The 24,357-nt window shown below is 49.7% G+C and carries 22 protein-coding genes; 4 read left to right on the top strand and 18 right to left on the bottom strand.

All coding sequences use genetic code 11. The annotated features are described in order from the left end of the window. Positions 1-22: 22 nt before the first annotated feature. The 6 genes from MKY82_RS11065 to adhE all read right to left on the bottom strand — a co-directional run bounded on the left by MKY82_RS11065 (position 23) and on the right by adhE (position 9,352). A complete protein-coding gene (locus MKY82_RS11065; protein WP_071223823.1) occupies positions 23-850 on the bottom strand; it encodes a carbohydrate ABC transporter permease in 828 nt (275 codons plus the stop codon). Continuing rightward, the gene (locus tag MKY82_RS11060) at positions 850-1,734 is read right to left on the bottom strand and encodes a sugar ABC transporter permease (protein ID WP_194541849.1); all 885 of its coding nucleotides are present in this window, start codon (positions 1,732-1,734) and stop codon (positions 850-852) included. The genes MKY82_RS11065 and MKY82_RS11060 overlap by 1 nt, the downstream gene beginning before the upstream one ends. 91 nt (positions 1,735-1,825) lie before the next feature. Next, the gene (locus MKY82_RS11055; RefSeq protein WP_071223821.1) at positions 1,826-3,184 is read right to left on the bottom strand and encodes an extracellular solute-binding protein; all 1,359 of its coding nucleotides are present in this window, start codon (positions 3,182-3,184) and stop codon (positions 1,826-1,828) included. A 211-nt stretch (positions 3,185-3,395) separates the two neighbouring features. After that, entirely contained in the window at positions 3,396-4,133 is a 738-nt protein-coding gene (gene pflA, locus MKY82_RS11050; protein ID WP_339222982.1) for a pyruvate formate-lyase-activating protein, read from the bottom strand. Between the two features lie 43 nt (positions 4,134-4,176). Next, the gene (gene pflB / locus MKY82_RS11045; protein WP_339222980.1) at positions 4,177-6,423 is read right to left on the bottom strand and encodes a formate C-acetyltransferase; all 2,247 of its coding nucleotides are present in this window, start codon (positions 6,421-6,423) and stop codon (positions 4,177-4,179) included. A gap of 319 nt (positions 6,424-6,742) precedes the next feature. Next, positions 6,743-9,352: a bifunctional acetaldehyde-CoA/alcohol dehydrogenase gene (gene adhE, locus MKY82_RS11040; protein ID WP_339296099.1), complete on the bottom strand. Its 2,610-nt coding sequence runs from the start codon at positions 9,350-9,352 to the stop codon at positions 6,743-6,745. Positions 9,353-9,623: 271 nt separating this feature from the next. Between adhE and MKY82_RS11035 the strand changes: the two genes are divergently transcribed. Continuing rightward, the gene (locus MKY82_RS11035) at positions 9,624-10,349 is read left to right on the top strand and encodes a Crp/Fnr family transcriptional regulator (protein ID WP_113057034.1); all 726 of its coding nucleotides are present in this window, start codon (positions 9,624-9,626) and stop codon (positions 10,347-10,349) included. A gap of 84 nt (positions 10,350-10,433) precedes the next feature. Then, on the top strand, positions 10,434-10,592 hold the full coding sequence (locus tag MKY82_RS11030) for an asparagine synthase (protein WP_071223816.1): 159 nt from the start codon (positions 10,434-10,436) through the stop codon (positions 10,590-10,592). A 238-nt stretch (positions 10,593-10,830) separates the two neighbouring features. On the opposite strand, the gene MKY82_RS11025 is transcribed toward MKY82_RS11030, so the two are convergent. The 10 genes from MKY82_RS11025 to MKY82_RS10980 all read right to left on the bottom strand — a co-directional run bounded on the left by MKY82_RS11025 (position 10,831) and on the right by MKY82_RS10980 (position 21,015). Continuing rightward, positions 10,831-11,628, bottom strand: a complete 798-nt coding sequence (locus MKY82_RS11025) for a formate/nitrite transporter family protein (RefSeq protein ID WP_071223815.1) — start codon at positions 11,626-11,628, stop codon at positions 10,831-10,833. Between the two features lie 47 nt (positions 11,629-11,675). Next, positions 11,676-11,993: a nitrite reductase small subunit NirD gene (gene nirD, locus MKY82_RS11020; RefSeq protein WP_339222976.1), complete on the bottom strand. Its 318-nt coding sequence runs from the start codon at positions 11,991-11,993 to the stop codon at positions 11,676-11,678. Positions 11,994-12,088: 95 nt separating this feature from the next. Continuing rightward, a complete protein-coding gene (nirB, locus tag MKY82_RS11015; protein ID WP_339296098.1) occupies positions 12,089-14,527 on the bottom strand; it encodes a nitrite reductase large subunit NirB in 2,439 nt (812 codons plus the stop codon). Positions 14,528-14,706: 179 nt separating this feature from the next. Beyond that, positions 14,707-15,381: a hypothetical protein gene (locus tag MKY82_RS11010; RefSeq protein ID WP_194541844.1), complete on the bottom strand. Its 675-nt coding sequence runs from the start codon at positions 15,379-15,381 to the stop codon at positions 14,707-14,709. Between the two features lie 183 nt (positions 15,382-15,564). Beyond that, on the bottom strand, positions 15,565-15,885 hold the full coding sequence (locus MKY82_RS11005; RefSeq protein WP_071223811.1) for a helix-turn-helix domain-containing protein: 321 nt from the start codon (positions 15,883-15,885) through the stop codon (positions 15,565-15,567). A gap of 147 nt (positions 15,886-16,032) precedes the next feature. Further along, positions 16,033-16,701: a uracil-DNA glycosylase gene (locus MKY82_RS11000; protein WP_194541843.1), complete on the bottom strand. Its 669-nt coding sequence runs from the start codon at positions 16,699-16,701 to the stop codon at positions 16,033-16,035. 173 nt (positions 16,702-16,874) lie between these two features. Continuing rightward, positions 16,875-17,597, bottom strand: a complete 723-nt coding sequence (locus tag MKY82_RS10995; protein ID WP_339296097.1) for a ThuA domain-containing protein — start codon at positions 17,595-17,597, stop codon at positions 16,875-16,877. A 45-nt stretch (positions 17,598-17,642) separates the two neighbouring features. Continuing rightward, a complete protein-coding gene (locus MKY82_RS10990) occupies positions 17,643-18,611 on the bottom strand; it encodes a sugar phosphate isomerase/epimerase (RefSeq protein ID WP_339296096.1) in 969 nt (322 codons plus the stop codon). A 45-nt stretch (positions 18,612-18,656) separates the two neighbouring features. Beyond that, entirely contained in the window at positions 18,657-19,742 is a 1,086-nt protein-coding gene (locus MKY82_RS10985; RefSeq protein WP_194541840.1) for a Gfo/Idh/MocA family oxidoreductase, read from the bottom strand. Positions 19,743-19,914: 172 nt separating this feature from the next. Then, complete coding sequence (locus MKY82_RS10980) at positions 19,915-21,015, bottom strand: Gfo/Idh/MocA family oxidoreductase (protein WP_220685932.1); 1,101 nt, start codon at positions 21,013-21,015, stop codon at positions 19,915-19,917. A gap of 141 nt (positions 21,016-21,156) precedes the next feature. Between MKY82_RS10980 and MKY82_RS10975 the strand changes: the two genes are divergently transcribed. Then, positions 21,157-21,975, top strand: coding sequence for an AraC family transcriptional regulator (locus tag MKY82_RS10975; protein ID WP_100536197.1), 819 nt, complete (start codon positions 21,157-21,159; stop codon positions 21,973-21,975). 100 nt (positions 21,976-22,075) lie between these two features. Here the strand turns inward: MKY82_RS10975 and MKY82_RS10970 are convergent, their stop codons facing one another. Both MKY82_RS10970 and MKY82_RS10965 read right to left on the bottom strand, forming a co-directional pair. After that, positions 22,076-22,384, bottom strand: a complete 309-nt coding sequence (locus MKY82_RS10970; protein ID WP_194541838.1) for a hypothetical protein — start codon at positions 22,382-22,384, stop codon at positions 22,076-22,078. 91 nt (positions 22,385-22,475) lie between these two features. Beyond that, positions 22,476-23,177 (bottom strand): TerC family protein, encoded by a 702-nt coding sequence (locus MKY82_RS10965; protein ID WP_194541837.1) that lies wholly within the window; start codon positions 23,175-23,177, stop codon positions 22,476-22,478. Positions 23,178-23,699: 522 nt separating this feature from the next. Here MKY82_RS10965 and MKY82_RS10960 point away from each other — a divergent pair. After that, positions 23,700-24,311 (top strand): VTT domain-containing protein, encoded by a 612-nt coding sequence (locus tag MKY82_RS10960; protein ID WP_194541836.1) that lies wholly within the window; start codon positions 23,700-23,702, stop codon positions 24,309-24,311. Positions 24,312-24,357: the final 46 nt, after the last annotated feature.

The following is a 24,357-nucleotide window of genomic DNA, read 5'->3' as shown; positions in this document are numbered from 1 at the left end:
ACGCATGCTCCTGCTCCTGGTATTACCCCTTGACGCTTCCTGCGGTAACGCCTTCAATGATCTTCTCTTGCAGCACGGCATAAATGATAAGGACCGGCAGCACGCTGAATACGATACCCGCGGACATCTGTGCGTAGTTCATATTGTAGGCGTCCCTGAATCCGACCATTCCGACAGGCAGCGTTCTCAGTTCATCATTCGATAGGAAATAGTTAGCAAGCAAGAATTCGTTCCAGTTACCCAGGAAGTTGATGATAAATACGGTAACGATGGCCGGAACGGTCAGAGGTAAGATAATTCTAGCAAACAACCCTCCGGACCTCAATCCATCAATAACCGCGGCTTCTTCGATTTCACCGGGCAGCGACCGCATGAAGGCAGCCAGTATAATAACCGAGAACGGGATGGCATTGGCGACATACGGCAGAATCAGGGCCATATGCGTGTTCAAAATATCCAACTGCCTCATCATGCCATATATCGGCAGCATGAGAGAGTTATTTGGAATCAGCATACCTATCAAAATACATTGAAAGACAATCGCGCTGATCCGGTTGTATCTCATCCGCGTCACGGCAAAAGCCAGCATCGCCGCAAATAGAATCGACAAGCAGGCTGACAGCACGCCGATGTATAAGCTGTTCCAGAAATACGTGCTAATTTTGGCGCTCACCCATGCGTTCACATAGTTATCAAATACCAACGTGCTTGGCAAACCAAATGGGTTCGTAGCAATGGACTGGTTATCCACCTTCACGGAAGAGAACAGGACGAACAGGAATGGATATAGTATGACGAGCAAGTAGGCCATCAGAAAAATGTGCGGGATCAGTTTCTTTATTGCTCTCATCAGTATTCAATCCTTTCGTTGCGTCTTGCGACCAGCACCTGGTAGAGCACCGTTACAATAATCGTAAAGAGAAAGATCAGCACGGCGATCGAATTGCCAAAGCCATGCTTGAAGCTCGTAATTGCATATCGAATCATATATGTCGCCATAACGTCGGTTGAGCCGGCCGGCCCACCCTTGGTCATAACCAGAATAATGTCCGCCGCTTTCATGGCTCCCGCGATCGACAGCATGATCACAACAGAGATAATTGGCATAATTAAGGGAAGCGTGATTTTGGTTGCTCTTTGGACGCCTGTCGCTCCATCGATTGCCGCAGCCTCATCAAGCTCCTTCGGTATGGATAAAATTGCGGCAAGCACCATCACGATGTAAAAGCCGGTCCATTGCCACGCGTTTGTAATCAGGATGGCAATCATGGCCCATTTGCGATCCGATAACCAATAGATGGGTTCAATGCCAACCAGCCCTAAAATCTCATTCATCAGACCAAAGTCCGGATTGTAAATGAATCCCCATAAAATGCCGATGACAGCCGTCGACATGATGGACGGCGCGAAAACCGCCGTTTTATAAAGCCCCTTCAAACGCTTTACGTTTGCGATTAACAGGGAAAAGATTATGATCGTCGGAACCTGGATCAAACAGGAAAAGAGAATGAAATAAACGTTGTTCCTGACAGCTTTCCAAAAAGCATCGTCATTCAAGGCTGTTACATAGTTATCGAACCCAATATACTTCACATCTTTGGAGATGCCGTTCCAGCTCGTAAAGCTGTTGTCAAATGCAGTAAAGATCGGGTATATGAAAAAAGCCAGAAACAGCAAGAATGCCGGCAGCACAAAAACGATGTAAATCAGAGGATTTCTCAGCGCTTTGTTCATGGTAACCTCCGTATTTATGTCTGATGTTGTTTAGGCGAAAGGGCACCCCCAAGTACCCCAGCGGGTGGTGCCCTTCCGTCTAGGATTGTAGTTATTCCTCTGAAGCATTGGCCGCTTCTTGCGCTGCCTGCACATTCTCGAGCATCTTCTCGGCATCAAGCTCGCCGCCGATGACTTGCTGAATTCCCATGCTCAGTGCGGTGTTCACGTCTGCTTGAACAAGTGCATCAAAGGCAGGGAAGGATTTGTTGATCTCACTTACGCCTTTGAAAATGTCTTGCATAAGCGGGTCGTCCGAAGTGGAGTTCATGGTGGCCAGATCCATCTTCATCGCCGGCAGTACACCATCTTCTTTCAGTCCGCGAAGCTGCATTTCATCTGTCCACATATTTTTGATGAACTCTTTAACCGCCTGAAGTTTACGAGGATCTTCCGCAACCGCTGCCGAAAATCCATATCCGTTGTTTGCGTCCTGCATGACTATGACTGGGTCGCCTTCATTAACCGGAGGCAGGTTGAAGTATCCGACCTTGCCTACCATGTCACCCGCTTGAGCCGGATCTCTAAATACGGAGTTCGCCCACGATCCGTCCATCATCATGATGGCTTCGCCGGTAATCATTTGGTTTCTCATGTCCGCATATTCGAATCCAAGCTCGCCTTTTTTGAAGTACCCTTTCTCAACCCATTCTTGGTGCTTCTTCACACCTTCAACGACTTTCGGATCCGTCCATTTCGTTTCTCCGGTCTTGAAGCCGTAAGTAACCTCTGGCCCCGCGTAATAGCTCCACAAGTTATTCGTGGTCATGAGCGGAATCCAAGCATCCTTGGAGGATTGCGCGAACGGAATCTTGCCGTCGGCTTTGATGGTTTCGGCAATTTGCTCTAATTCAGCCAATGTTTTTGGAACGCTCAGCCCTTTTTGCGTGAAGTAGTCCTTGTTATAGAAAATACCTTCGATGGAACCGCCAATCGGCAATCCGTAGATCTTGCCATCATGTGTGAACGGGTCTAGCGTCGTAAATTTGTCTTTAATGCCCAGCTCATCCAAAATCGGAGTCAAATCGAGCATCAAGCCTTCTTTGGAATATACGCCTGCATCGGGGCTGCCGAACACATCGAACACTTCCGGCGGCTTACCGGCTGCCATCTCGCCTCTCAGCTTCTCTTTACGGTTCACTTCAGAGTCTACAGCGTCCAGCTTGATTTTCAGTCCGGGCACCGCCTCTTCGGTCTTACTGACCACATCGTTCAGCAATGCGAGACGGAACTTCTTGGATTCACCTACTTGCGTATGGCGGATGGTGATTTCAAACGGCTCATTGCTTACCGTTCCTTCCGAACCACCTGACGGCTTTTCTGCTGCCTTGTCACCGCCGCCGCACGCAGACAAAAGCGTGGATGAGACGAACAGAAGCGACATTAATAATGCCAGACCCTTTTTCTTCATTGTCTTGACCCTCCCGAAGTGTTTGTATATTTGATAGGCACTTTCCTTACATCTTCATTATAGAAAGCGATTGCATATTTCGATAGGTCGACATTTTTCTATCCAAGGGATAAAATCCTCTACAAAAAACAATAACCCTTCCATTAATAGGAAAGGTTATTGTCATTAATCATAACATATTATGTTTAGTATTATGCAGCTGAAATCATTACTAGACAGTCTCTATATTCTCGGGTATTTCGCCAATCAACCGGTAAGCGCGTGCCACTTCCTCTTCGGATGGTGAAGGAACGCCCTCTAATGGATAAGCCATGCCGAGTTCCTTCCATTTATACACGCCCATCTGATGATATGGCAAAATTTCGAATTTCTCGACGCCGTGCAGCGTCCGAATAAATTGACCTAACTCAATCAAGTCTTCTTCGCTGTCATGGATGCCCGGCACATATACGTGCCGGACCCACATGTTCCGACCATGTTCGGACAGCCAGCGGGCGGTCTTCAACGTCCGTTCATTGGACTTCCCGGTGAGCTTGATATGCTTCTCGTCGTTGATATGCTTCAGATCCAGCAGCACCAAGTCGGTATGCTCCAGCAATTCCGATATTTTCTCCGGTTCATTATAGCCGTTGCTGTCCAGCGTCGTATGCAAATTCCAGCGTCGCTTCACTTCCTTGAACAGCTCCGTGACAAAAGGATACTGCAATGTCGGCTCACCGCCGGAGACCGTTAACCCGCCCCCCGATGAACGGTAGTAGCTCAGATAAGGCTCAATCTCTGCCAATACGTCATCTACCGTCATCTCGCGTCCTTCATGCAGTCCCCAGGTATCCGGATTATGGCAGTATTGACACTTCAAGAGGCAGCCCTGCATGAAGAGCACAAAGCGGATACCCGGACCGTCCACCGTTCCGAACGTTTCTATGGAGTGTACATGACCTTTTAGCATGGTGCGTCATCCTTTCCGTATCCGCTATGGTAGTCTTCCATCCTTACATCGATCCGTGGAACGTACGGTTGATAACGTCAAGCTGCTGTTCGCGCGTCAGTTTGACGAAGTTGACCGCATAACCGGATACCCGGATCGTCAACTGCGGATAATTCTCCGGATGCTCCATCGCATCCATCAGCTGCTCCCGGTCAAATACGTTGACGTTCAGATGGTGCGCTTTGCTGCCAAAGTAACCGTCCAGCATCGCAACCAGGTTGTTCACACGGATATCACTTTCCTTGCCAAGAGCTTTCGGTACGATCGAGAACGTATTCGAGATGCCGTCGAGACTGTCCTCGTATGGCAGCTTGGCCACGGAGGTCAGCGAAGCGAGAGCTCCCTTCTTATCGCGTCCGTGCATTGGATTCGCGCCCGGCGCAAACGGCTCGCCTGCCTTACGTCCATCCGGCGTGGTTCCTGTCTTCTTGCCGTATACAACGTTCGACGTAATCGTGAGCACCGATTGCGTTGGCATGGCATCACGGTATGCCTTGTGCTTGCGAATCATGCTCATGAAGGCCTCGACCAGCTCAACAGCGATGCTATCCACGCGATCATCATTATTGCCATAGCAAGGGAACTCGCCCTCGATTTCAAAATCCACCGCAATCCCTTGCTCGTTGCGTACCGGCTTCACCTTCGCATATTTAATCGCGCTCAGTGAATCCGCTGCTACGGACAGGCCTGCAATGCCGCATGCCATCGTGCGCAGGATATCCCGGTCGTGAAGCGCCATCTCGATCCGTTCATAGCTGTATTTGTCATGCATGTAATGGATCACATTGAGCGTATTCATGTAGAGCTTCGCAAGCCATTCCATCATCGGCTTGAACCGCTTCATGACTTCATCATAACTCAGAACTTCCGCGGTGATGGCCGGATATTCCGGTCCAACCTGGGCGCCGGATTTCTCATCTCTACCGCCGTTAATCGCATAGAGCAGCGCTTTGGCGAGGTTTGCTCTGGCTCCGAAGAACTGCATCTGCTTTCCGATGCGCATTGCGGATACGCAGCAGGCGATGCCGTAATCGTCTCCGTAGATCGGGCGCATAAGATCATCGTTCTCGTATTGAATCGAGCTGGTTTCGATCGAAACTTTCGAACAATATTTTTTGAAGGCTTCCGGCAGCTTCTCCGACCATAGCACCGTTAAGTTCGGTTCCGGAGCAGGTCCCAAATTGTACAGGGTGTGCAGGAAACGGAAGCTGTTCTTGGTCACTCTCGTCTCACCGTTTACCGACATGCCCCCAATGGATTCCGTCACCCACGTCGGATCCCCGCTGAACAGCTCGTTATAATCCGGTGTACGCAGGAATTTCACGATCCGAAGTTTCATTACGAAATGGTCGACCAGTTCCTGGGCTGTTTCTTCCGTCAGCTTGCCTTCAGCCAGATCCCGTTGAATATAAATATCAAGGAAAGAGGATACCCGGCCAAGCGACATCGCAGCGCCATTCTGCTCCTTGATAGCGGCCAAGTAACCGAAATACAGCCACTGGAATGCTTCCTTCGCCGTATTCGCAGGTTTGGAAATGTCATAACCATGCATAGCCGCCATTTCCTTCAGTTCCTTGAGCGCCCGCATTTGTTCAGACAATTCTTCCCGCAATCGGATGACCGGCTCATCCATCGCATCCACTTCAAGCTCGGCGAGTTCTCTCAATTTGTCCTGGATCAGCGCATCCACGCCGTATAACGATACTCTGCGATAGTCACCGATGATACGTCCACGGCCGTACGCATCGGGAAGACCCGTAATAATCCCGGCCTTGCGCGCTGCTCTCATCTCAGGAGTATAGGCATCAAACACACCTTGGTTATGCGTTTTGCGTATGCCGTTAAAGATGTCCACAACCGCCTGCGGCATTTCAAAGCCGTATGCGTTGCACGCATCAATCATCATCCGGATTCCGCCGAAAGGTTGGATGGAGCGTTTGAACGGCTCGTCGGTCTGAACGCCGACAATCTGTTCCTTATCCTTATCCAAATAGCCGGGTTGATGGGAGGTGATGGTTGATGGTGTATGGACATCCACATCCAGAACCCCGCCATTCTCCCTTTCCTTCTTGGTTAAATCCGATACGATATCCCACAGCGCTTTGGTGTTATCCGTGGGTCCCGCCAAAAATTCATCAGAGCCATAATAGGGAGTAATGTTCTCTGCAATAAAATCATTAACGTCAATCCGCTTGGTCCATTTACCTGATTTAAAACCTTTCCAGCCTGCTTCTTTTTCAATCACCGACATATTGAATCCCTCCTAGATTTGCTGGGGCTTGCAAGGACAGGCGGGGCCACACCTTGATCTATCTCAGATCTTTAATGTGATTATTTTCACGATCAATGGTGCCACTACCCCCGCCTTGTGCCTTCAAGCTTCTATATCAAAGATCTGAGATTCAGCTTCCTTCTACATCTTTATTGTAGTCCTGTTGATCTCCTGCATCTGTGATAATAATCACAAACTTATCTTTTCCCGTGACTTTTATCACTCTGAGTCTAGTTTTGCATGCCTTACCTCAAAATCTTCATGGATCTTCACGATCAGCGTTTTGAGTCTATCCTGTCTAGAACCGGCCGTAAAATGCGTTGCGGTAAACTTCTGCGAGCTCCGTCACCAGCGGCAGCTTCGGATTGCTCGTTGTACACTGGTCTTCAAAAGCCCGGTCCGCCAAATGCTCAACATTTTTCTCGAAATCTTTAGGGTCGATGCCAAGCTGCTGGAACGATTCCTCGATCCCGAGCTTGCTGTTCAGCTCCCGGATTGCGCCAATCAGACTGTTCACTCCCTCTTCCGTCGTTCTTGCCGGCAGTCCGAGAATCCGCGCGATTTCAACATATCTCTCATCAGCCACAAAGTGGGTGTATTTAGGCCATGCAGCGAATTTCGTTGGCTTCTTCGCGTTGTAACGGATGACGTGAGGCATCAGGATCGCATTGGTGCGTCCGTGTGCCGTATGATACTGTCCGCCCCACTTATGCGCAAGACTGTGGTTGATGCCAAGGAACGCATTCGCAAAAGCCATGCCGGCAAGCGTCGAAGCATTATGCATTTTTTCGCGGGCAAGTTTGTCGCCGGTAAGCGCCGACTGCTCAAGATACTGGAACACCAGCTGTATGGCCTTGATGGCAAGCCCATCCGTATAATCGCTGGCCATCACCGATACGTAGGCTTCAATTGCATGTGTCAGAACGTCCATGCCGGTATCGGCTACCGCCGTTTTAGGCAGCGTGTAAACGAATTCCGGATCGATAATCGCCACATCCGGTGTCAGCTCATAATCAGCCAGCGGGTACTTGGTATTCCCCAGCCCTTTGTCCGTGATGACGGCAAACGAAGTTACTTCCGAGCCCGTTCCCGACGTTGTTGGAATGGCAACGAACTTCGCTTTCCGTCCAAGCTTCGGATATTTAAAGACCCGCTTGCGGATATCCATGAATTTTTGCTTCAGATTGTTAAAATCCGTATCCGGATATTCATAGAACAGCCACATGGCTTTCGCTGCATCCATTGGCGATCCGCCGCCGAGGGCGATGATGCAGTCCGGCTGGAATCTTGCAAGCATTTCCGTTCCGCGTTCTACGGTCGTTGTCGAAGGATCCGGCTCAACCTCCGAGAAGACTTCGATGGCTACCGGCACTCTGCGCTGACGCAGATAGTGCTCTACCCGCTCCACATAACCCAGCTTCACCATCATGGGGTCGGTAACGATAGCGACACGGGTGATTTCCGGCATTTTCGCAAGATACTGCGTCGAACCTTTTTCAAAGTAAATTTTGTCCGGCACTTTAAACCACTGCATATTCACGGTTCTGCGGTTCACCCTTTTCACGTTGATTAAATTGACAGCCGTCACGTTCGACGAAGTGGAATTACGTCCATACGAACCGCAGCCCAGCGTCAGCGATGGCAGATTCGTGTTGTAGATATCGCCGATACCGCCTTGCGAAGATGGCTGATTCACCAGGATACGGCAGGTTTTCATCCGATCCGAGAATTTCATGATGATGTCCTCATTGTGCGAATGGATTACCGACGAGTGGCCCATGCCGCCAAAAGCAACCATCTCTTCAGCGCGCGTGATGCCCTCTTCCGCATCTTTCACTTTATAGCAGGCCAGCACCGGGCTAAGCTTCTCGGCAGACAACGGGTAGGCAGGTCCGACTCCCTCCAGCTCGGCGACCAGGATCTTGGTGCTTTCCGGTACCTCGAATCCGCAAGCCTCGGCTATCTTAGCTGCCGGCTGTCCGACGATAGTAGGATTTACCGCACATTTATCCGATACCATCGCATGCGCAGTCAGTTTCGCCAGCTCTTCCTTGTTGACAAAATAACAGCCGCTGGCAATCATTTTTTTCTTCACTGTATGATATATAGGCTCCTCGATAATGACAGCCTGCTCGGAAGCGCAGATCATGCCGTTATCAAAGGTTTTGGACAAAATCAAATCGTTCACTGCCTGATCCAAATCCGCGCTCTTCTCAATAAAGCAAGGCACGTTTCCTGGTCCAACGCCCAGGGCAGGCTTGCCGCAGCTGTATGCCGCTTTGACCATCGCCGACCCTCCTGTAGCCAGAATGCAGGCAATGTCAGGATGAATCATCAGCGCATTGGTTTTATCCATGGAAGGAGCTTCGATCCACTGGATGCAATCGGCAGGAGCACCTTGCTTCACAGCAGCATCCCGCAGTATCCGTGCGGCTTCCCGGCTGCAGGCCTGCGCGGATGGATGGAATCCGAAGATGATCGGGTTTCTTGTTTTAATGGAGATCAGTGCCTTGAATATCGTCGTGGAGGTCGGATTGGTTACCGGTGTTATCCCCATGATAATCCCGATCGGTTCTGCTATTTTTTGAAAGCTGTCATAGGCGTTGTCTTCAATGATACCCACGGTTTTGTCGTATTTAATGCTGTTGTGGATATACTCCGTGGCAAACAGGTTTTTGATGATCTTGTCTTCGTACACGCCGCGTCCGGTTTCCTCAACCGCCATTTTCGCCAGCTGCATGTGCTTCTCAAGACCTGCCATGGCCATGGCCTGTACAATCCCGTCGACTTGCTCCTGATTCAATTCCATAAACTTTTCTTTGGCCCGATTCGCCTTGTCAATCAGCCCCTGAATGTACTCCGACGCTGTTTGTCCTTTTACTTCCACCGTTCCTTTGCTCACAGCCATATCTCTCATCCTCCCATGATTCATGTTTCTTTCTACGCTTTGATCGTAACACAGCTGTTTTTAATTTCATGTGAATTATTTCACAATATAAGTATTTATCTTTTCTGTGTGATTTACACCTGTCTCCCCCTCCTTTCAAGTGAAAGAGATCACAAAGTTTGAAAATTCGCCACGATTTCCCTCTTATTCTCCCCCAAAAGTGAATGTTTTCACGTTATAATGTATTTAAAGATTAAACAGATCAAATTTTAGGATGTTAGGGGATACCAACATGAATACTGTAGACCATGTAATGGAAATCGAAAACTTAGGGAACACGCAGTGCTTCTCGGAGCAAAACCGCAACCGTCTGCTGGTCAGCATGAAGGAAAGGGTACTCCCTGAAGGATCCCATTTGTTCTGGGAAGGCGATTTCGCCGACAAGCTGTACTACGTTAAACAAGGAAGAATCAAATTAACCAAATCGACCGATGAAGGCAAAGAACTGATTCTATATATGTACCATCCGGGAGACATGGTCGGGCAAGCCGATCCATTCTTCAGCAACAATCACAGTTTCTCGGCAGAGGTGCTTGAGGATAGTGTTGTCGGTGTCATCGAGCACAAGGATCTGGAGCTGCTGATCTGTCAGCACTGCGACTTCGCCATTGATTTTATGAAGTGGATGGGCATTCACCACCGCATCACCCAGACCAAATTTCGGGATCTCATGATGTACGGCAAGCCCGGCGCTTTAACATCGACACTCATCCGGCTGAGCAACACCTACGGGCAGCATCAAGCGGATGATACTATTCTCATCAACAAGAAGATTACCCACACCGATCTATCGAACATGATTGGCGCAACCCGCGAAAGCGTGAACCGGATGCTGAGTGACCTGCGCAAAAAAGATGCTATCGAATATGCCGGCGGGATGATTGTCATTAAAGATCTTCCGATGCTGCAGGAAATCTGCCATTGCGAGTTGTGTCCGAACGAAATCTGCCGGATTTAATCGGCCTCCCTTCAGTGCATAATATACAGTCATCTGCTTACAATAACCTTGTCTTTCCAAACCAAAATAAAGGGAGTGCTCAGCATGCGTGAAGGTTTGATTCCTGCTGTTCTTGGAACTGTGGTTTCTGCTTCGGGTGCCGCTCTGCTTGGCAGCAAGTATAAACTTGCCGCAACCGGTATTCTCGGCTTCGGACTGGCTCATATTGTGCTTGGTGCGATTGACCTGGTGGAACATCGGTAAGGATTGGAAGACAAGATTCATATAGCTGTCCTGTTCAGTCATTGAACTGAAGGGACGGCTTTTTATGTATGTGCCCGACGGGATCCCTCTTTTTTTGTTAGGAGACGTTCCGTGCAGATCCCTCACTTTAATTAGACAAATGAAAGAAGCGGTCAACCGTTTGGTCGACCGCTTCTTTTCGGCTGTATATCAAGTGAGTAAACCCACTTTATGAGCAGCCCCTTTTCTATGATGCCTACTATGCAACCTTCTTTTGCTTGCTCCCTTTTCCCGACGAGATAAACCAATACGCCATCCCCACAAACAATCCGCCGCCAAGAATGTTCCCCAGCGTGACCGGCACCATGTTGCTGATCCATCCGCCGATGGAAATGGTCTCGGGATGCCCCGGCAAAATCGTCGCGAGCGTCAGAAGTGTCATATTGGCTACGCTATGCTCGTACCCTGTCGCAATGAAGGCAAACAGACACCACCATATTAAGATCAGCTTGGTCGTTTCTCCTTTGGCCCGAATCCCCATCCACAAGGCCAGACAGACAAGCCAGTTACACAAGATGCCTCGGAAGAACAGCTCCATAAACGGATCATTCATTTTCTTGGCGGCAGCCGTGAAGATGAGATGGTCCGGCGGCAGGCCTTTGAACAGGCCGGAAGCATACACCAGATAGCTGAGCAGAATCGCTCCGGCCAGATTGCCGATAAACACGAGCACCCAGTTCTTCAGCGTATCCCCCATTGTCGTTCGACCGGATAATGTGCTTATCGTAAAAAACATATGATTCCCGGTAAACAGCTCTGATCCTGCGAACACCACCAACGTGAGCGCGATCCCGAATGCCGCTCCCATGACGAGGGATTGGAAGGGCGAACCGGCAGCCGCGAGCGGCGCCCCCAACTTAAAGATCAATACAATTCCAATGCCGACATACGCGCCGGCCAGCATAGCCGATACCATATAGCGCAGCAGATTATGATTCATCTGCTCCTTTTTCCCGACGGCGGCATTAACAACGGCTTCCACATCCGTTTTAAACATGGGATACCACCCCTTGATTTCGTCTGTTTAATATGCGAGATCTGGCCTTAAACAGCCACCTCAACCTTCCCGTCCACGGTGCGAATCGGGTATACACGAACCTGGCCTTGATCCGGAGCCTGTACGAGCCCGGTTGAAAGCTCGATCTTCCAATCGTATAACGGATCGTAGATGTAGTGCCCGGATACGATGGCTTCCGAGAGTGGCCCTCCTTTGGGATGCGGGCTTTGATTGTCCAGCGCAAACCATTGATGATCCGAAGTCCGGAAGACGGCAATCTCCCGGTCTCCGAGATGGACCACCCTTCCAAGCTGTGACAGAAAATCATTTTCATTTCCTACCGTAATAAATCTTTCGGTTTCCATAACATGCAGCCTCCACTTCTCTTGTCTATTCCGATCCATACTGCAATAAACTCTATATGCTCAGGCGGCAAGAGGAAAGCAGGTTCCTCCCTCTTCTATTTGCTGATCACTGGTCTTGCATCCTCGAATAGCGTATAACGCAGCTTCTCGTCGTTCAGCACTTTCTTCCAAGGATCCTCAACTTGCTGCAGGGCAAGCTCGATTCTCTCCACCAGTTCCTTACGCTGCTTCGGATCGTCCAGGATAACGGCTCGGATTTGTTCCAGTCCCAAACGCTCTACCCACTCCGAGGTTCTCTCCAGGTACTTACCGGTTTCACGGTAATACTGCATCAGGGCTCCGCAGATTTCGACCAGCTCTTCATCCGTTTTCACTTTGCAGAACGAATCCGCCAGACGTGCCTTCGTGCCGCCGTTGCCTCCAACGAATATTTCCCATCCACCGTCATTGCCGACGATTCCGATATCTTTCGTGCACGACTCGGCACAGTTTCGCGGACATCCGTTGACCGCCATTTTAAATTTCGCCGGGAAATCCAGTCTTTCGAATTTCTCCTCGAGGAATGCCCCCATGCCCATCGAATCCTGCGTACCGAAACGGCAGAACTGGGATCCTACACAGGTCTTCACGGTCCGCAGCGATTTGGCATATGCATAACCCGACGGCATATCGAGCTCTTCCCAGACGCTCGGTAAGTCTTCCTTCTTAACACCGATGAGGTCCAGACGCTGTCCGCCGGTAACCTTGACAACCTTCACATTATATTTAAGCGATACATCCGCGATTTTCTTCAAATCCTCCGGCGTGGTAACGCCGCCGTACATTCTTGGGACTACCGTATACGTGCCGTCTTTCTGAATGTTGGCGTTCATCCGTTCGTTGACAAAACGGGATTCCCTCTCCTCCTGATGGGTTACCGGGTTCAGCATGGCCAGATAATAATGAATGGCCGGGCGGCATTTCGAGCAGCCTTCCGGGTTGCTGAAGTTCAGAACATGCATGACTTCCTTCGTCGTGGTAAGCCCCTTCGCACGGATTTCGGCGACGATTTCATCCCGATCGAGTGTCGTGCATGGGCATATGCCTTGTTTGCCTGCGGCCTTAAAGCCATCGCCCAATACGCTCTGGAGTATTTGCTCCACGACAGGTTTACAGCCGCCGCACGAGCGGGTAGCACCTGTGCAAGCTTTGATCTCATCCACTGTCGTATGACCTTGGAGAGTAATGGCATCCACGATGGCTTTTTTGGTTACGCCGTTGCATCCGCATACGATCTCATCGTCGGGCATCTTTTCGAGCGAAAATGCCTTGCCGCCTTCTGTCCCTGCACGATCCGTGCCCATGATCGAATCGTAAATCTCATCCGTCATGGCTGTCTTTTTCCGAATCATGGATTGAAGGCTTGCCGAATCGCTCACATCTCCGAACAATATCGCCCCGACAATGATATTGTCGCGGATTAATATTTTCTTATAAGTCTTGCGCCAATCATCTTTCGCGGTGATCACCGCGTGTTCGGCTTGCTCCATGAACTCTCCGGCAGAGAATACATCAACACCGCTGATTTTCAGCTTCGTCGATACAATGCTTCCCTCGTAAGGCTGGCCTTCCACGCCGCACAGATGCTTCGCCAGCACCTGTCCCTGTTCGAACAACGGCGCAACCAGGCCGTAGCATGCGCCCCGATGCTCGCAGCATTCGCCAACCGCGTACACATCCGGCCAGGAAGTTTGAAGATAATCATTAACTACGATTCCCCGGTTTACTTCGATTCCGCTCGCTTGGGCGATTCCCGTGTTCGCTCTGATGCCCACTGCCATGACCACCAGGTCGGCTTCAAGCTCATCCCCTTCCTTGAACCGGAGTCCCGTGACTCTGGCATCTCCCAATATTTCGGTTGTTTGTTTACCCAGTAAGAAGTTGATACCCTGCTGTTCAAGCTCCCTTTTCAGCATGCCGGATGCCATCGAATCCAATTGGCTCTCCATCAAATCCTGCATGAGATGAACCACCGTCACCTCCATGCCGAGGCTGACCAATCCCTTGGCAGCTTCCAGACCCAGAAGCCCCCCGCCGATGACTGCCGCTTTCTTGTAGGCCTTAGCGGCCTCCAGCATCTGGGTGCAATCGGCTATGTTACGGAAACCGATAACGCCTTCTTTGTCACTACCCGGTACGGGTAAAATAAAAGGCTTCGAGCCCGTTGCTATCATTACTTTGTCATAAGGCACCGTCAATCCGTTGTCGGCTGTCACGACCTTGCGCTCTCCATCAATGGCTGTTACGGTGACACCCGTATGCAAAGTGATATGGTTATCCTCGTACCATTTCCAATCATTCAATACAATGTCATCCAAGGTTTTGCTGCCTTCCAACACATACGACAGCATAATGCGGTTATAATTCGGATGAGGCTCCTGTCCAATGACGGTGATGTCAAAATTCCCACCCAATTTAATGATTTGCTCGACCGTGCTAATCCCGGCAATACCGTTGCCAATGACAACTAACTTTTCTCTCTTTATATTGGACATAAGTTTGATTCCTCCCCAACACGTTTATCTAGATCGTGGTATTCCGTTCCTTTCACATAAATTATATCGTCTGACGGCATTATTTATTGTGATATATTTCACATAAATCGTTAAAATTTTAAACAAAAATACCAAATAACCCTGTCCGCGTCGGAACAAGGTTATGATGAGAACACCCTCTATATAATATCGGCTTCCATATAGGCTCGTTCGCCGCTTGGCACTTTTAAATAAGGGCGAATACCCGCAAACCCCTTCGCATCCAGATTTACCCCGGTCATCCAGTTCCCCTCTAATAAGCCGCCATCCGATTGCATAGTGACGGCAGGCGCCTGAATATGCTCCTGATACAGAACGATGCCGGCCTGTATGGTCTTAAAGGCTTTTCCCTGCTCCACCAACGGTACGGCGCTGATATACGTAGGCACAAAGTAATTCGCAATCACATCCAGCTCTTCCCCGTCAAAAAACGGCTCGCTGCCAAGGAAGGGATGCATCATCACGATTTTCTCATAGAGTGACCAGATGATCATCTGCAGAAATCTTCCCGTTCGTCCCCTATTCTGCCCGGTAGCATGAAATCGATCGGTTTCATAACCAATGAACTTCCATCCGCCGGGGGCTTTGACCCATTTCTGAAACATGACTGAAGCACTGGTACCGTTTTGGTTAACGTTTTCTGCAGGTTCCGGGCTTGTTCCAGAAGCAGCTAACCACAGGGAGTCCGGCACATACTGGCTCAGCATCCGCTTGGTTTTCTCAAAAATATGAAGCACTTTTAATGAAGCGTTTTCAAGTTCTGAGATGTCCTCTTGTCCATAGTGGAAACGGGAGATATACGTTCGCTTGGTCATGGGCTCGCCTCCTTGATATGCCGCTCTCGTTATTTACATCATATAGCGGCTGCGTCCGCTTGGTGCATGTCCACATATTCTTGCCGTAAATAAACAGGAACCATACTTCCGTTTAGAAAAAAAACCCTGAAATGAGGATATCTCATGCCAGGGTTTAATCATCAAGGGGAGTCTTAAGATGACTCATCTTTCGACCCATTGTTCTGCCCAGGATGCAATTTGCTCCATCACCGGACGAAGTGCTTTGCCTTTTTCAGTCAGTTCATATTCAATACGTACCGGTGTTTCCGGATAGACATGACGAATCAGTATCCCTTCACATTCCAAATCCTTCATCCGCTCGGAGAGCATTTTATCGCTCATGGACGGAATCAAATTCGAAATATCCTTAAAGCGCTTAGGCCCGCTCATCAACGTTTGAATAATCAAACCGTTCCACCGTTTGCCCAGAAAAGAAAATGCAGATTCAAAACGGGGACACATCGTAACATTTGTAACTTCCATATCCCTTCACCTCTTTACGAAGTCACCTTGTTTATAGAAACTCATAAGCTTAATCAAAAAACTAGAAAACTTACGAATTGTAAGTATGTTTCATTTTAGCACATTTCCGAGAAACTGAAAACCACCTAGCCCCTTTTTCCCATAAAATCAGCTTTTATCCCATAAAATACGAGCCAAAATATCCAAATCATTCTGGATCAATGTGGACAATTTCCTATTATACAGTACGGCCGCTGGATGGAACAGAGGGAATATCTTATAGGTTTCCTCCGAAAACATATAGCCTGCACTTGGATTCTCCGGATCTGCTGCTTGCTGGACCGGGCCCTCCATCAGTTTGCCGTGCAGCGATGTCACCGTTTCATGGCTTCCGATTAACCGGTGCAGTGCCGTATTTCCCATGGGTGCGATAATGTGCGGGCGAACCCATCGGATCTCTTCATCAAGCAAAGGTGCATGGGCCCATATTTCCGCCTTCGTCGGCGTGCGATTAGAACGGCTGATGACGCTCTCGCCCGTGGATCTCACGATTAGCTTTTCCTTATAGGGCCTGCTTCTCATGGCACTGGTAATATACACTTGCTCCCGGGTCAGGGACAGACGTTCCAGGTAGGCATTCATCTCTTGTCCGGCCTGCCCTACAAAAGGTAAACCTTCCAGAACTTCATGGGCGCCGGGTGCTTCCCCAATAAACATAATCTTGGCGAAGCGGACTCCTCTGCCCAGCAGGAAACCCTCTACGGGTTGATGGACAAGCTTGGCCTGGCATATGGCGATGATTGCGGGATCTACAGGTGCGCTTTGTACTTCATTCATGAGTACAGCCCCCCTTCTTGTATATCATACAATACCCCATACTTAGGTATATTCTATCCCTAGCCGGCAAAAACATTTCGGTAAACATTCACCGCCAACGATAAAACGAGCCGCTCAAGGGCTCCCCCTGAACGACTCGTTAACGCATGACTTCTTAATAAACGCTCGTAAACTTAGACTAAAACGGGAAGCGCGCGAACCGGCTGACTGTTGCCAAAGGTTTGCTTGCCTGCCGTGGAATAAGCCCAGTAAATCGCATTGGTGATCACTTTCAGCACTTCGGGGTTGTAGTAGGTTGGATAGGTCTCATGCCCCGGACGGAAATAGAAAATGTTCCCATGACCACGCTTGAACGTGCAACCGCTGCGGAATACTTCGCCGCCTTCGAAATTGCTGACAAATACCAGCTCGTCTGGGGCTGGAATATCGAAGAACTCGCCGTACATTTCCTCGTGCTCGATGATGATCGGGCCTGTAATTCCTGCCGCAATCGGATGTGTCGGATTTACACTCCAAATAATTTCCTGTTCTCCTGCTTCGCGCCACTTCAAATCACAGCTCGTGCCCATCAAAACTTTGAACGGCTTGGAAAAATGTCCGGAATGAAGAACGATCAGACCCATGCCATCCTGCACGCGTTTTACGACCTTGCTTACGATTTCATCACTTACCTGGTCATGAGCCATATGCCCCCACCACAACAGCACATCGGTTGAATCCAGTACATCGTCCGTCAATCCATGCTCCGGCTGATCGAGCGTTGCCGTTCTGATAACGAAATCCGGATTTTGCAGACCCTCCGCCAAAGCTGTGTGAATCCCGGCTGGATAAACGTTCCGAACCTCATCATGGATTTTCTCGTGTACGAATTCATTCCAAATGGTTACGTTAAGCATCTTGCTGTTCCCCCTAATTGCTTATTCGGTTGTTACTCTAAGCTGTTAGACCCACCACATTTCTCCGAGCGGCTCTTCGATCAGCACTTGCTGAAGATTTTGCACCGCTTTGGAGAAGCCTTCTTCAATCGACATCAATCCATCTTCATGTTCAATGCTTACGACATAATCATATCCAACCAGACGAAGGGCACTCATCATATCCGCCCATTCCTTCACGTCATGCCCATAGCCTACGCTGCGGAACTGCCAAGCGCGATCCAGCATGTTGGCATAAGACTGCATATCGGTCAGACCGTGCTTGTTCACGTTGATCGGGTCAATGCTTGTATCCTTCGCGTGGAAGTGGTGGATTGCCCCTTCGCGGCCCAAAATTTGAATCGCTTGAACAGGGTCGATCCCTTGCCACCACATATGACTCGGATCCAGGTTGGCACCGATCACTTCGCCTGCGGCTTGACGTAAACGGAGCAGCGTGCCAGGCGTATGAACGGAGAAGCCGCCGTGCAATTCCAAACCAATCTTCACATTGCGGTCTGCAGCAAATTTACCCCATTCGGTCCAGTAAGGAATGACCTTGTTATCCCACTGCCAGGTCAGAATCTCTTGGTAGTCGTTAGGCCAAGGCGCAACCGGCCAGTTCGGGTATTTGGCATCCTCATGGTCGCCTGGGCAGCCGGAGAATGTGTTAACAACAGGTACTTCAAGCTTCTCGGCAAGCTCTACCGTTTTTACGTATGTGTCATGGAACTCTTTTGCGATCGCTTTTTGCGGATGAAGCGGGTTGCCATGGCAGCTCAGTGCGCTAATGATCAACCCACGGGATTCCACCGCATTTTTGAAGTTTTTCAGCGCAGTTTCATTCTCCAGCAGCTCGACCGGGTTGCAATGTGCATTCCCAGGATAACCGCCTGTTCCGATCTCAACCGCTTTAAGACCCTTGGATGCCACATAGTCCAATGCATCCTCCAATTTACGTCCGCTCAACAATACCATAAATACGCCTAATTTCATTGTATACCTCCTGGTTTACCTTAATATTAGTAGGGATTGCAAGATTTAGTTATCGAAATAAACCGCTTTTCCTGTCTTCGCCGATTCATAGATCGCTTCCAGAATTTGCGTTACAACAAACGCTTGCTCCGGCTTAACCACAGGGTCCTTATCCTCAATAATGGCCTCCAGCCACATTCTGGCTTCACGGTCCGAATCATTTTCCTTGGAGCCGGAATAGAACGCTACGCCGCCGGCATTCAAATCGACTTTGGTTTCGTACAATCTGCTCATTTTCTCGCCGTTAATACGCAGACCGTCCTTCATGTCAGCCCCGCCTTCTGTACCCGCCAACACGGCTTTGGCTTCGCCGGTCTCAACGACGTTAAGGGCCCAGCTGGATTCCAGAATAATCGTTGCGCCGTTCTCCATCGTAATGAACCCGAATGCCGAATCCTCTACCTTGAACTCCTTCGGATCCCAAGGACCGAACGCATTCGCCGCATTCTCCCGTTGACCAAGTTTATGGAACGTGGATCCCAGCACGCTCTTCGGCTTGTAGTTGTCCATCAGCCACAAGGTCAAATCCAGCGCATGGGTACCGATATCGATCAACGGACCTCCGCCTTGCTTCTCTTCGTCAAGGAATACGCCCCAGGTCGGAACGGCGCGGCGGCGAACAGCCAGCGCTTTACCGTAGTAGATCTCGCCCAGCTCGCCTTCCTCACAGACGCCTTTCAGATACATGCTATCGTCGCGGAAACGGTTGTTGTAACCGATGGTAAGTTTTTTCCCTGTACGCTTCGCGGCGTCCAGCATCGCTTTGGCTTCGGAAACGGTCTTCGCCATAGGCTTTTCGCACATCACGTGTTTGCCGGCTTCAAGGGATGCTACCGTAATCTCGGAGTGGGAATCGTTCGGCGTACATACATGGATAACATCGATGCTGCCGTCTTGCAGCAATTCTCTGAAATCCGTGTACACTTTTGCGCCTTCAACCCCGTACTCAGCAGCCGCCTTCTGCGCACGCTCTTCTACGATGTCGCAAAAAGCGACCAGTTCCGCCTGCGCCTGCTTCTTCAAGCTCGGCATATGCTTGCCGTTGGCGATTCCCCCGCAACCGATAATTCCGATCTTCAACGTTTTCGACATGTCCATTTCCTCCCCATAGGCATTTGATCATTTTGGATGCTCTCCAAATATTAGTGCAACGCTTTCATGCGGACCATTTCCAAGAACTCACACCCCTGTCAGATCCGTCAGAAGCTGGTTTGCATGTCGTTCATAACCAGTGTACAAGAATATGAAGCGGGCTGCCAGTTCGCTATTCCGACATGTTTGCCTGCTGCGGCGCCGGAAGTTTGCCGTAGCGGTATGTGCTTTGCAGAACGATATGTCGGCCCTCCAGCGAAGACTGCTGGAACGACTGCATAATCTCCAGTACGTGGTATGCCAGACGTGCACTCACGCGATGGTCCTTCTGCTCATGAATTGATTGGATCATATCGTTGATACCCAGCCCCCGCTCGTTCTTCCCGCATTCAAATGCGGGGTCAAGCAGCTCCCATTTCTCGGAGCCGTGCTTCCGGAGCTTCACTTCGCCGTTAAAGTAGTTCGGATCCCCGAGACTTAGGCTTCCCTGCGTGCCATAGATTTCGATCCAGGGCAGGTTCGATCCGCCAAAGATATCGAAACTTGTAATCATGGTTGCAATGGCACCGTTCTCAAAATCCAGCGTCCCTGCTAAATGCGTTGGGGTCTGAACCGTAATCGGTTTTCCTTGGAGCGGGCCGGAGCCGATGGCGCGGTCTGGAATCTGGATGCCGGTGGATGCGCTGATCCGGCTTGCAGGACCAAGCAGCTCTACGAGGGCCGATACATAGTAAGGACCCATATCCATCATTGGACCTCCGCCCGACGCGTAAAAAAATTCAGGATTAGGATGCCAAGCTTCCGGTCCTGAACCCATCATAAACGCCGTAGCGGCAACAGGTCTGCCAATAAGCCCGGATTCAATAGCGGCTTTGGCCGTCTGTACGCCGGAGCCCAGAAACGTATCGGGCGCGCAGCCGACGCGAAGTCCTTTTTGATCTGCCATATTTAGCACCCGGCGGGCTTCATCAAGGGTAATCGCCAGCGGCTTTTCACTGTAAACATGCTTCCCTGCTTCCAGCGAAGCAATGTCCACATTGGCGTGGCTGGCCGGAATGGTCAGATTAATAATAAACTCAATGTCAGTCTGTGCAAGCATCTCCTCAACTGTATACACGTTCGGGATGTTGAACTCTTCGGCCTTCTTCTTCGCGTTGTCCGGAATAAGGTCAGCACATGCCACGACTTCAACCCAAGGGCTGTTCTTTAAGTTCGTGAAGTATACGCCGCTGATGGTTCCGCAGCCAATTATACCTGCTTTCATTTTTTTCATCGCTGTCACTCCTTGAGTGTTTTAGATGTGCTCGGACTAGTACCATGGTATTCTTTTATGCTTTCGTTTAAAATGAAGAATATGATTAAAACATGAACAATCTGGTCATTATTTTCTTATTCTTCAAAGGGGACTTTAGCAATGGATTCAAATCTTTCCAACCAAGTCGTAGCAGCGGATTTCTCATTTCATCGTAAACCTTTCAAGATGTCCCTGGCTGACGGTTTCGACACCTACCTGATGCGATGGCAGACCGACGGCAAATGCCGTGCCAAAATTGATGACGAGCTGTCACTCGTTGAAGCAGGGGATCTGTTAATCTTCACGCCAGGACAACCCTATGAACTCCGAATAGATGACGAATATAACGCTTTGGGTGAGTTAACCATCGAAAGCGGAGATTACCATATTTTTTTCAAGGGTCCCTGGGCTGACGCGTGGTGGAATTCCAAGAAACGCCCAACCAAAATCCGGGTTCCACTGGAAGAGCGTTACCTGAGTCTGTTTCGGCAAATTCTGCTGGAGCAGCGCCGTGTATCGGATCCTTATCCGGAGATTTCGGATTACACGGTGCGGATTTTGTGCCTCGAAGTGGACCGCCTGTTATCGGAGCAGCCATCGACCACACCCAAGACGTATCTAGCCTACCGCATGAAAAATTACATTGAAGAGAATGCCTCCTCGATGTTCAAGCTGGAGGACGTCGCGGCCCATGTCGGCATTAGTGTCTCTCGGGCAGTCCATCTGTTCAAAGAAGCGTTTGGCACCACCATCATGCAATACACCATGGACGTTCGCCTGAGCATGGCCAAGGAACGGATTGTGTTTAGTCCTCTCTCGCTGGAGGATGTTGCCGAAACGTCCGGCTTTGCCAACTATACTTATTTTCACCGCGTTTTCCGCTCCCGATTCGGCGTTTCGCCCAAACAATTCCGCATGGCCAGCCGAACGTCAAACTGATCGTGCCAGCAGTGCAGTAAAAAAGCGGGTCGACCAAGGTTTTTCCTTGATCGGCCCGCTTCTTTCTTGAATCAAATGTAAGATATTCCATGATCCAAAATTACTTCTTATCACGGTTGGCCGCCGCCTCGGATACAACGATAGCCAAGTCTTCATTTCCGAATAATGACAGGACGCCAAGCAGGGTCTGATCCGGTATTTCACCAGCTTCTTCCTTGGGCACCGTTAATTCCAGCACCCGTGCCAGCCGCTCATTGTCCGGCTGATTCGGATATGCTTTACGGTACAGTTCCGCTGGGTCAAGTCCGTGATTCACACACCATTGGGCAAACACGAGGATCATCATATCCTCGTCCTGGCGGTACGACTCCGCAATCCGTTCTTCTACGGATTTTTCCGTAAATTCCATGTGTTACCCCTCCTCATGCGAAAAGGGCTTCGGAGCTCTCTTCGTTCATGAAGACATTATACCGTTTACTTGCGCTCAGACAAAGTCTAAACTAGTCAACCATCTTGACCTGCACCGGATGGCTCTTCGCTTTTTGGTCATTTTTCTTCTTCATCCAAGTTCCAAGACTGATGATAATGGCAATAACAAGAATTTCAAAACCATACTTCAGAACGCCATTGGCGAACCAGCTGTGAATCATCGGCTCTTCCACAATCATCTTCGATGCGGTCCAGGCTAACACGGCAGCACCGATCGTGATGATAATAGGAAAGCGATCCGTCAACTTCAGGATAATGGTACTGCCCCACACCATAATTGGAACCGAAATCGCAAGCCCGATAATAACCAGCATGAAGCTTTCGCCAGCAGCGCCAGCTACAGCAAGCACGTTATCCAGTCCCATCATCGCGTCCGCGATAATAATCGTACGGATTGCCGCCCACATTTGGTTGCCAGCGGAAATTTCATGCTGCTTCTCATCCACCATCAGCTTGTAGGCAATCCACAACAGGGCAAAGCCACCGATCAATCGCAAGCCGGGGATCATTAAGAGCTGTACAACGAGGAGTGTGGCCACGATACGAATCACGATCGCACCGACGGTACCCCACAGGATGACCTTCTTCTGGTCCTCCTTCTGGACATTACGAGCGGCAAGCCCGATAACAATCGCGTTGTCGCCTGCCAACACAAGGTCAATGAGGACAATCGATAGCAGTGCCATCCAAAAATCCATCGACATGATATCCATGCTTCTCCCATCCTTTCTGCATTTTCTTTAGATTTACACCTACCGATGTCCTCCACCAAAAAAAAAACGCTGTTCCCTTAGATTACAAGGTCTACAGCGTTTTTTGGGCGCAAAAATAGACCTCCACCTCATTCATAAATAAATCAGGCAAAGGTCTCGCTAAACAACATAATCGTTGCCAATAAAGCCGGGGATGATTGATCCCGTAATGACGACTTTACTTACGATATAGAATTTATAAGTTATCAGCGGAACCCATGAAATTCTATATCGCAAGAAAACCAACCTTTGAATCGCGGTTGCTTCCTTGAAAGGCCACGATAGAAGGTTTTCTTATGAAGCTACTCCCCTTTGGGAACTATTCGGTTGGACATATTATAACATATGAAAAATCGCTTGTATATTCAATTTTTCCCACCGAAATCGAATGCTTAGCTGTCCGAATATGGGCAGCAGTCCTGTTTTTTTGCTATCATGGTGCTATTCTGGTTGACTTTGACTTTCGCAAAGTGAGGATTGAACATGAAGAGATGGATCATACCCGCAATTTATTCAACAGCCCTGATACTGGCATTTGCATACAGACATGAAATCATAGACTGGCTGAGAGGAAATCCCCCGCTCTACCTGATGATCCTGCTGGCAGCCCTGCTTGCCTTATTTCCTATTGCGCCCTATAAAGTCATTATCGCTATTCTCGGTTATGCATATGGGACACTCTGGGCTGCAGCCATTTCGTGGTTCGGAACAACGATAGCGGCCGTCATCCTGTATGCGGCAGTTCGGTCCCTGTACCAGGAGCCCGGCAGGCGACTGCTTGGCAAATACGAGGCTATCCATAGGTTTACAGCCCTGGTAGAAAGGCGCCCCTTTCAGTCGATCCTGCTCGCGCGCTTACTGCCCATTATTCCGCAAATGGCCGTCAATATTTATGCCGGCGTCGCATCCATTCCATTCTGGACGTACACAACCGCTTCAGCCATCGGTAAAATCCCCGCGATTCTCCTGTATGCCTGGCTGGGCAGCGGGTTTTCCGATCATCCGCTCCTCTTCGCGGGTATCGCGGGCGGACTTATGCTGGTTACCGCTCTGTGCCTGGCCGCTGTCCGGTGGTATAAAGGGAGACCGGCTTAACGGAGCATCATTTTGGTTTCCCTGACCAAAATGATTATAATATAGA

Source organism: Paenibacillus sp. FSL W7-1279 (genome assembly GCF_037969845.1).
GTDB lineage: Bacteria > Bacillota > Bacilli > Paenibacillales > Paenibacillaceae > Paenibacillus_AQ.
Note: the sequence above shows the minus strand (reverse complement) of the source record. Positions and strands in the feature narration are given on the sequence as shown.

Coding starts and splice junctions, on each gene's coding strand:
- MKY82_RS10975 (WP_100536197.1), top strand. CDS start 21,157: ATGGATTCAAATCTTTCCAACCAAGTCGTAGCAGCGGATTTCTCATTT.
- pflA (WP_339222982.1), bottom strand. CDS start 4,133: ATGCTAAAAGGTCATGTACACTCCATAGAAACGTTCGGAACGGTGGAC.
- MKY82_RS11025 (WP_071223815.1), bottom strand. CDS start 11,628: ATGTTTAAAACGGATGTGGAAGCCGTTGTTAATGCCGCCGTCGGGAAA.
- adhE (WP_339296099.1), bottom strand. CDS start 9,352: ATGGCTGTGAGCAAAGGAACGGTGGAAGTAAAAGGACAAACAGCGTCG.
- MKY82_RS11010 (WP_194541844.1), bottom strand. CDS start 15,381: ATGACCAAGCGAACGTATATCTCCCGTTTCCACTATGGACAAGAGGAC.
- MKY82_RS11035 (WP_113057034.1), top strand. CDS start 9,624: ATGAATACTGTAGACCATGTAATGGAAATCGAAAACTTAGGGAACACG.
- MKY82_RS10980 (WP_220685932.1), bottom strand. CDS start 21,015: ATGAAAAAAATGAAAGCAGGTATAATTGGCTGCGGAACCATCAGCGGC.
- MKY82_RS10965 (WP_194541837.1), bottom strand. CDS start 23,177: ATGGATATCATGTCGATGGATTTTTGGATGGCACTGCTATCGATTGTC.
- MKY82_RS10970 (WP_194541838.1), bottom strand. CDS start 22,384: ATGGAATTTACGGAAAAATCCGTAGAAGAACGGATTGCGGAGTCGTAC.
- MKY82_RS10990 (WP_339296096.1), bottom strand. CDS start 18,611: ATGAAATTAGGCGTATTTATGGTATTGTTGAGCGGACGTAAATTGGAG.
- MKY82_RS11055 (WP_071223821.1), bottom strand. CDS start 3,184: ATGAAGAAAAAGGGTCTGGCATTATTAATGTCGCTTCTGTTCGTCTCA.
- pflB (WP_339222980.1), bottom strand. CDS start 6,423: ATGTCGGTGATTGAAAAAGAAGCAGGCTGGAAAGGTTTTAAATCAGGT.
- nirD (WP_339222976.1), bottom strand. CDS start 11,993: ATGGAAACCGAAAGATTTATTACGGTAGGAAATGAAAATGATTTTCTG.
- MKY82_RS11065 (WP_071223823.1), bottom strand. CDS start 850: ATGAGAGCAATAAAGAAACTGATCCCGCACATTTTTCTGATGGCCTAC.
- MKY82_RS10985 (WP_194541840.1), bottom strand. CDS start 19,742: ATGTCGAAAACGTTGAAGATCGGAATTATCGGTTGCGGGGGAATCGCC.
- MKY82_RS10960 (WP_194541836.1), top strand. CDS start 23,700: ATGAAGAGATGGATCATACCCGCAATTTATTCAACAGCCCTGATACTG.
- MKY82_RS11000 (WP_194541843.1), bottom strand. CDS start 16,701: ATGAATGAAGTACAAAGCGCACCTGTAGATCCCGCAATCATCGCCATA.
- MKY82_RS10995 (WP_339296097.1), bottom strand. CDS start 17,597: ATGCTTAACGTAACCATTTGGAATGAATTCGTACACGAGAAAATCCAT.
- MKY82_RS11060 (WP_194541849.1), bottom strand. CDS start 1,734: ATGAACAAAGCGCTGAGAAATCCTCTGATTTACATCGTTTTTGTGCTG.
- nirB (WP_339296098.1), bottom strand. CDS start 14,527: ATGTCCAATATAAAGAGAGAAAAGTTAGTTGTCATTGGCAACGGTATT.
- MKY82_RS11030 (WP_071223816.1), top strand. CDS start 10,434: ATGCGTGAAGGTTTGATTCCTGCTGTTCTTGGAACTGTGGTTTCTGCT.
- MKY82_RS11005 (WP_071223811.1), bottom strand. CDS start 15,885: ATGGAAGTTACAAATGTTACGATGTGTCCCCGTTTTGAATCTGCATTT.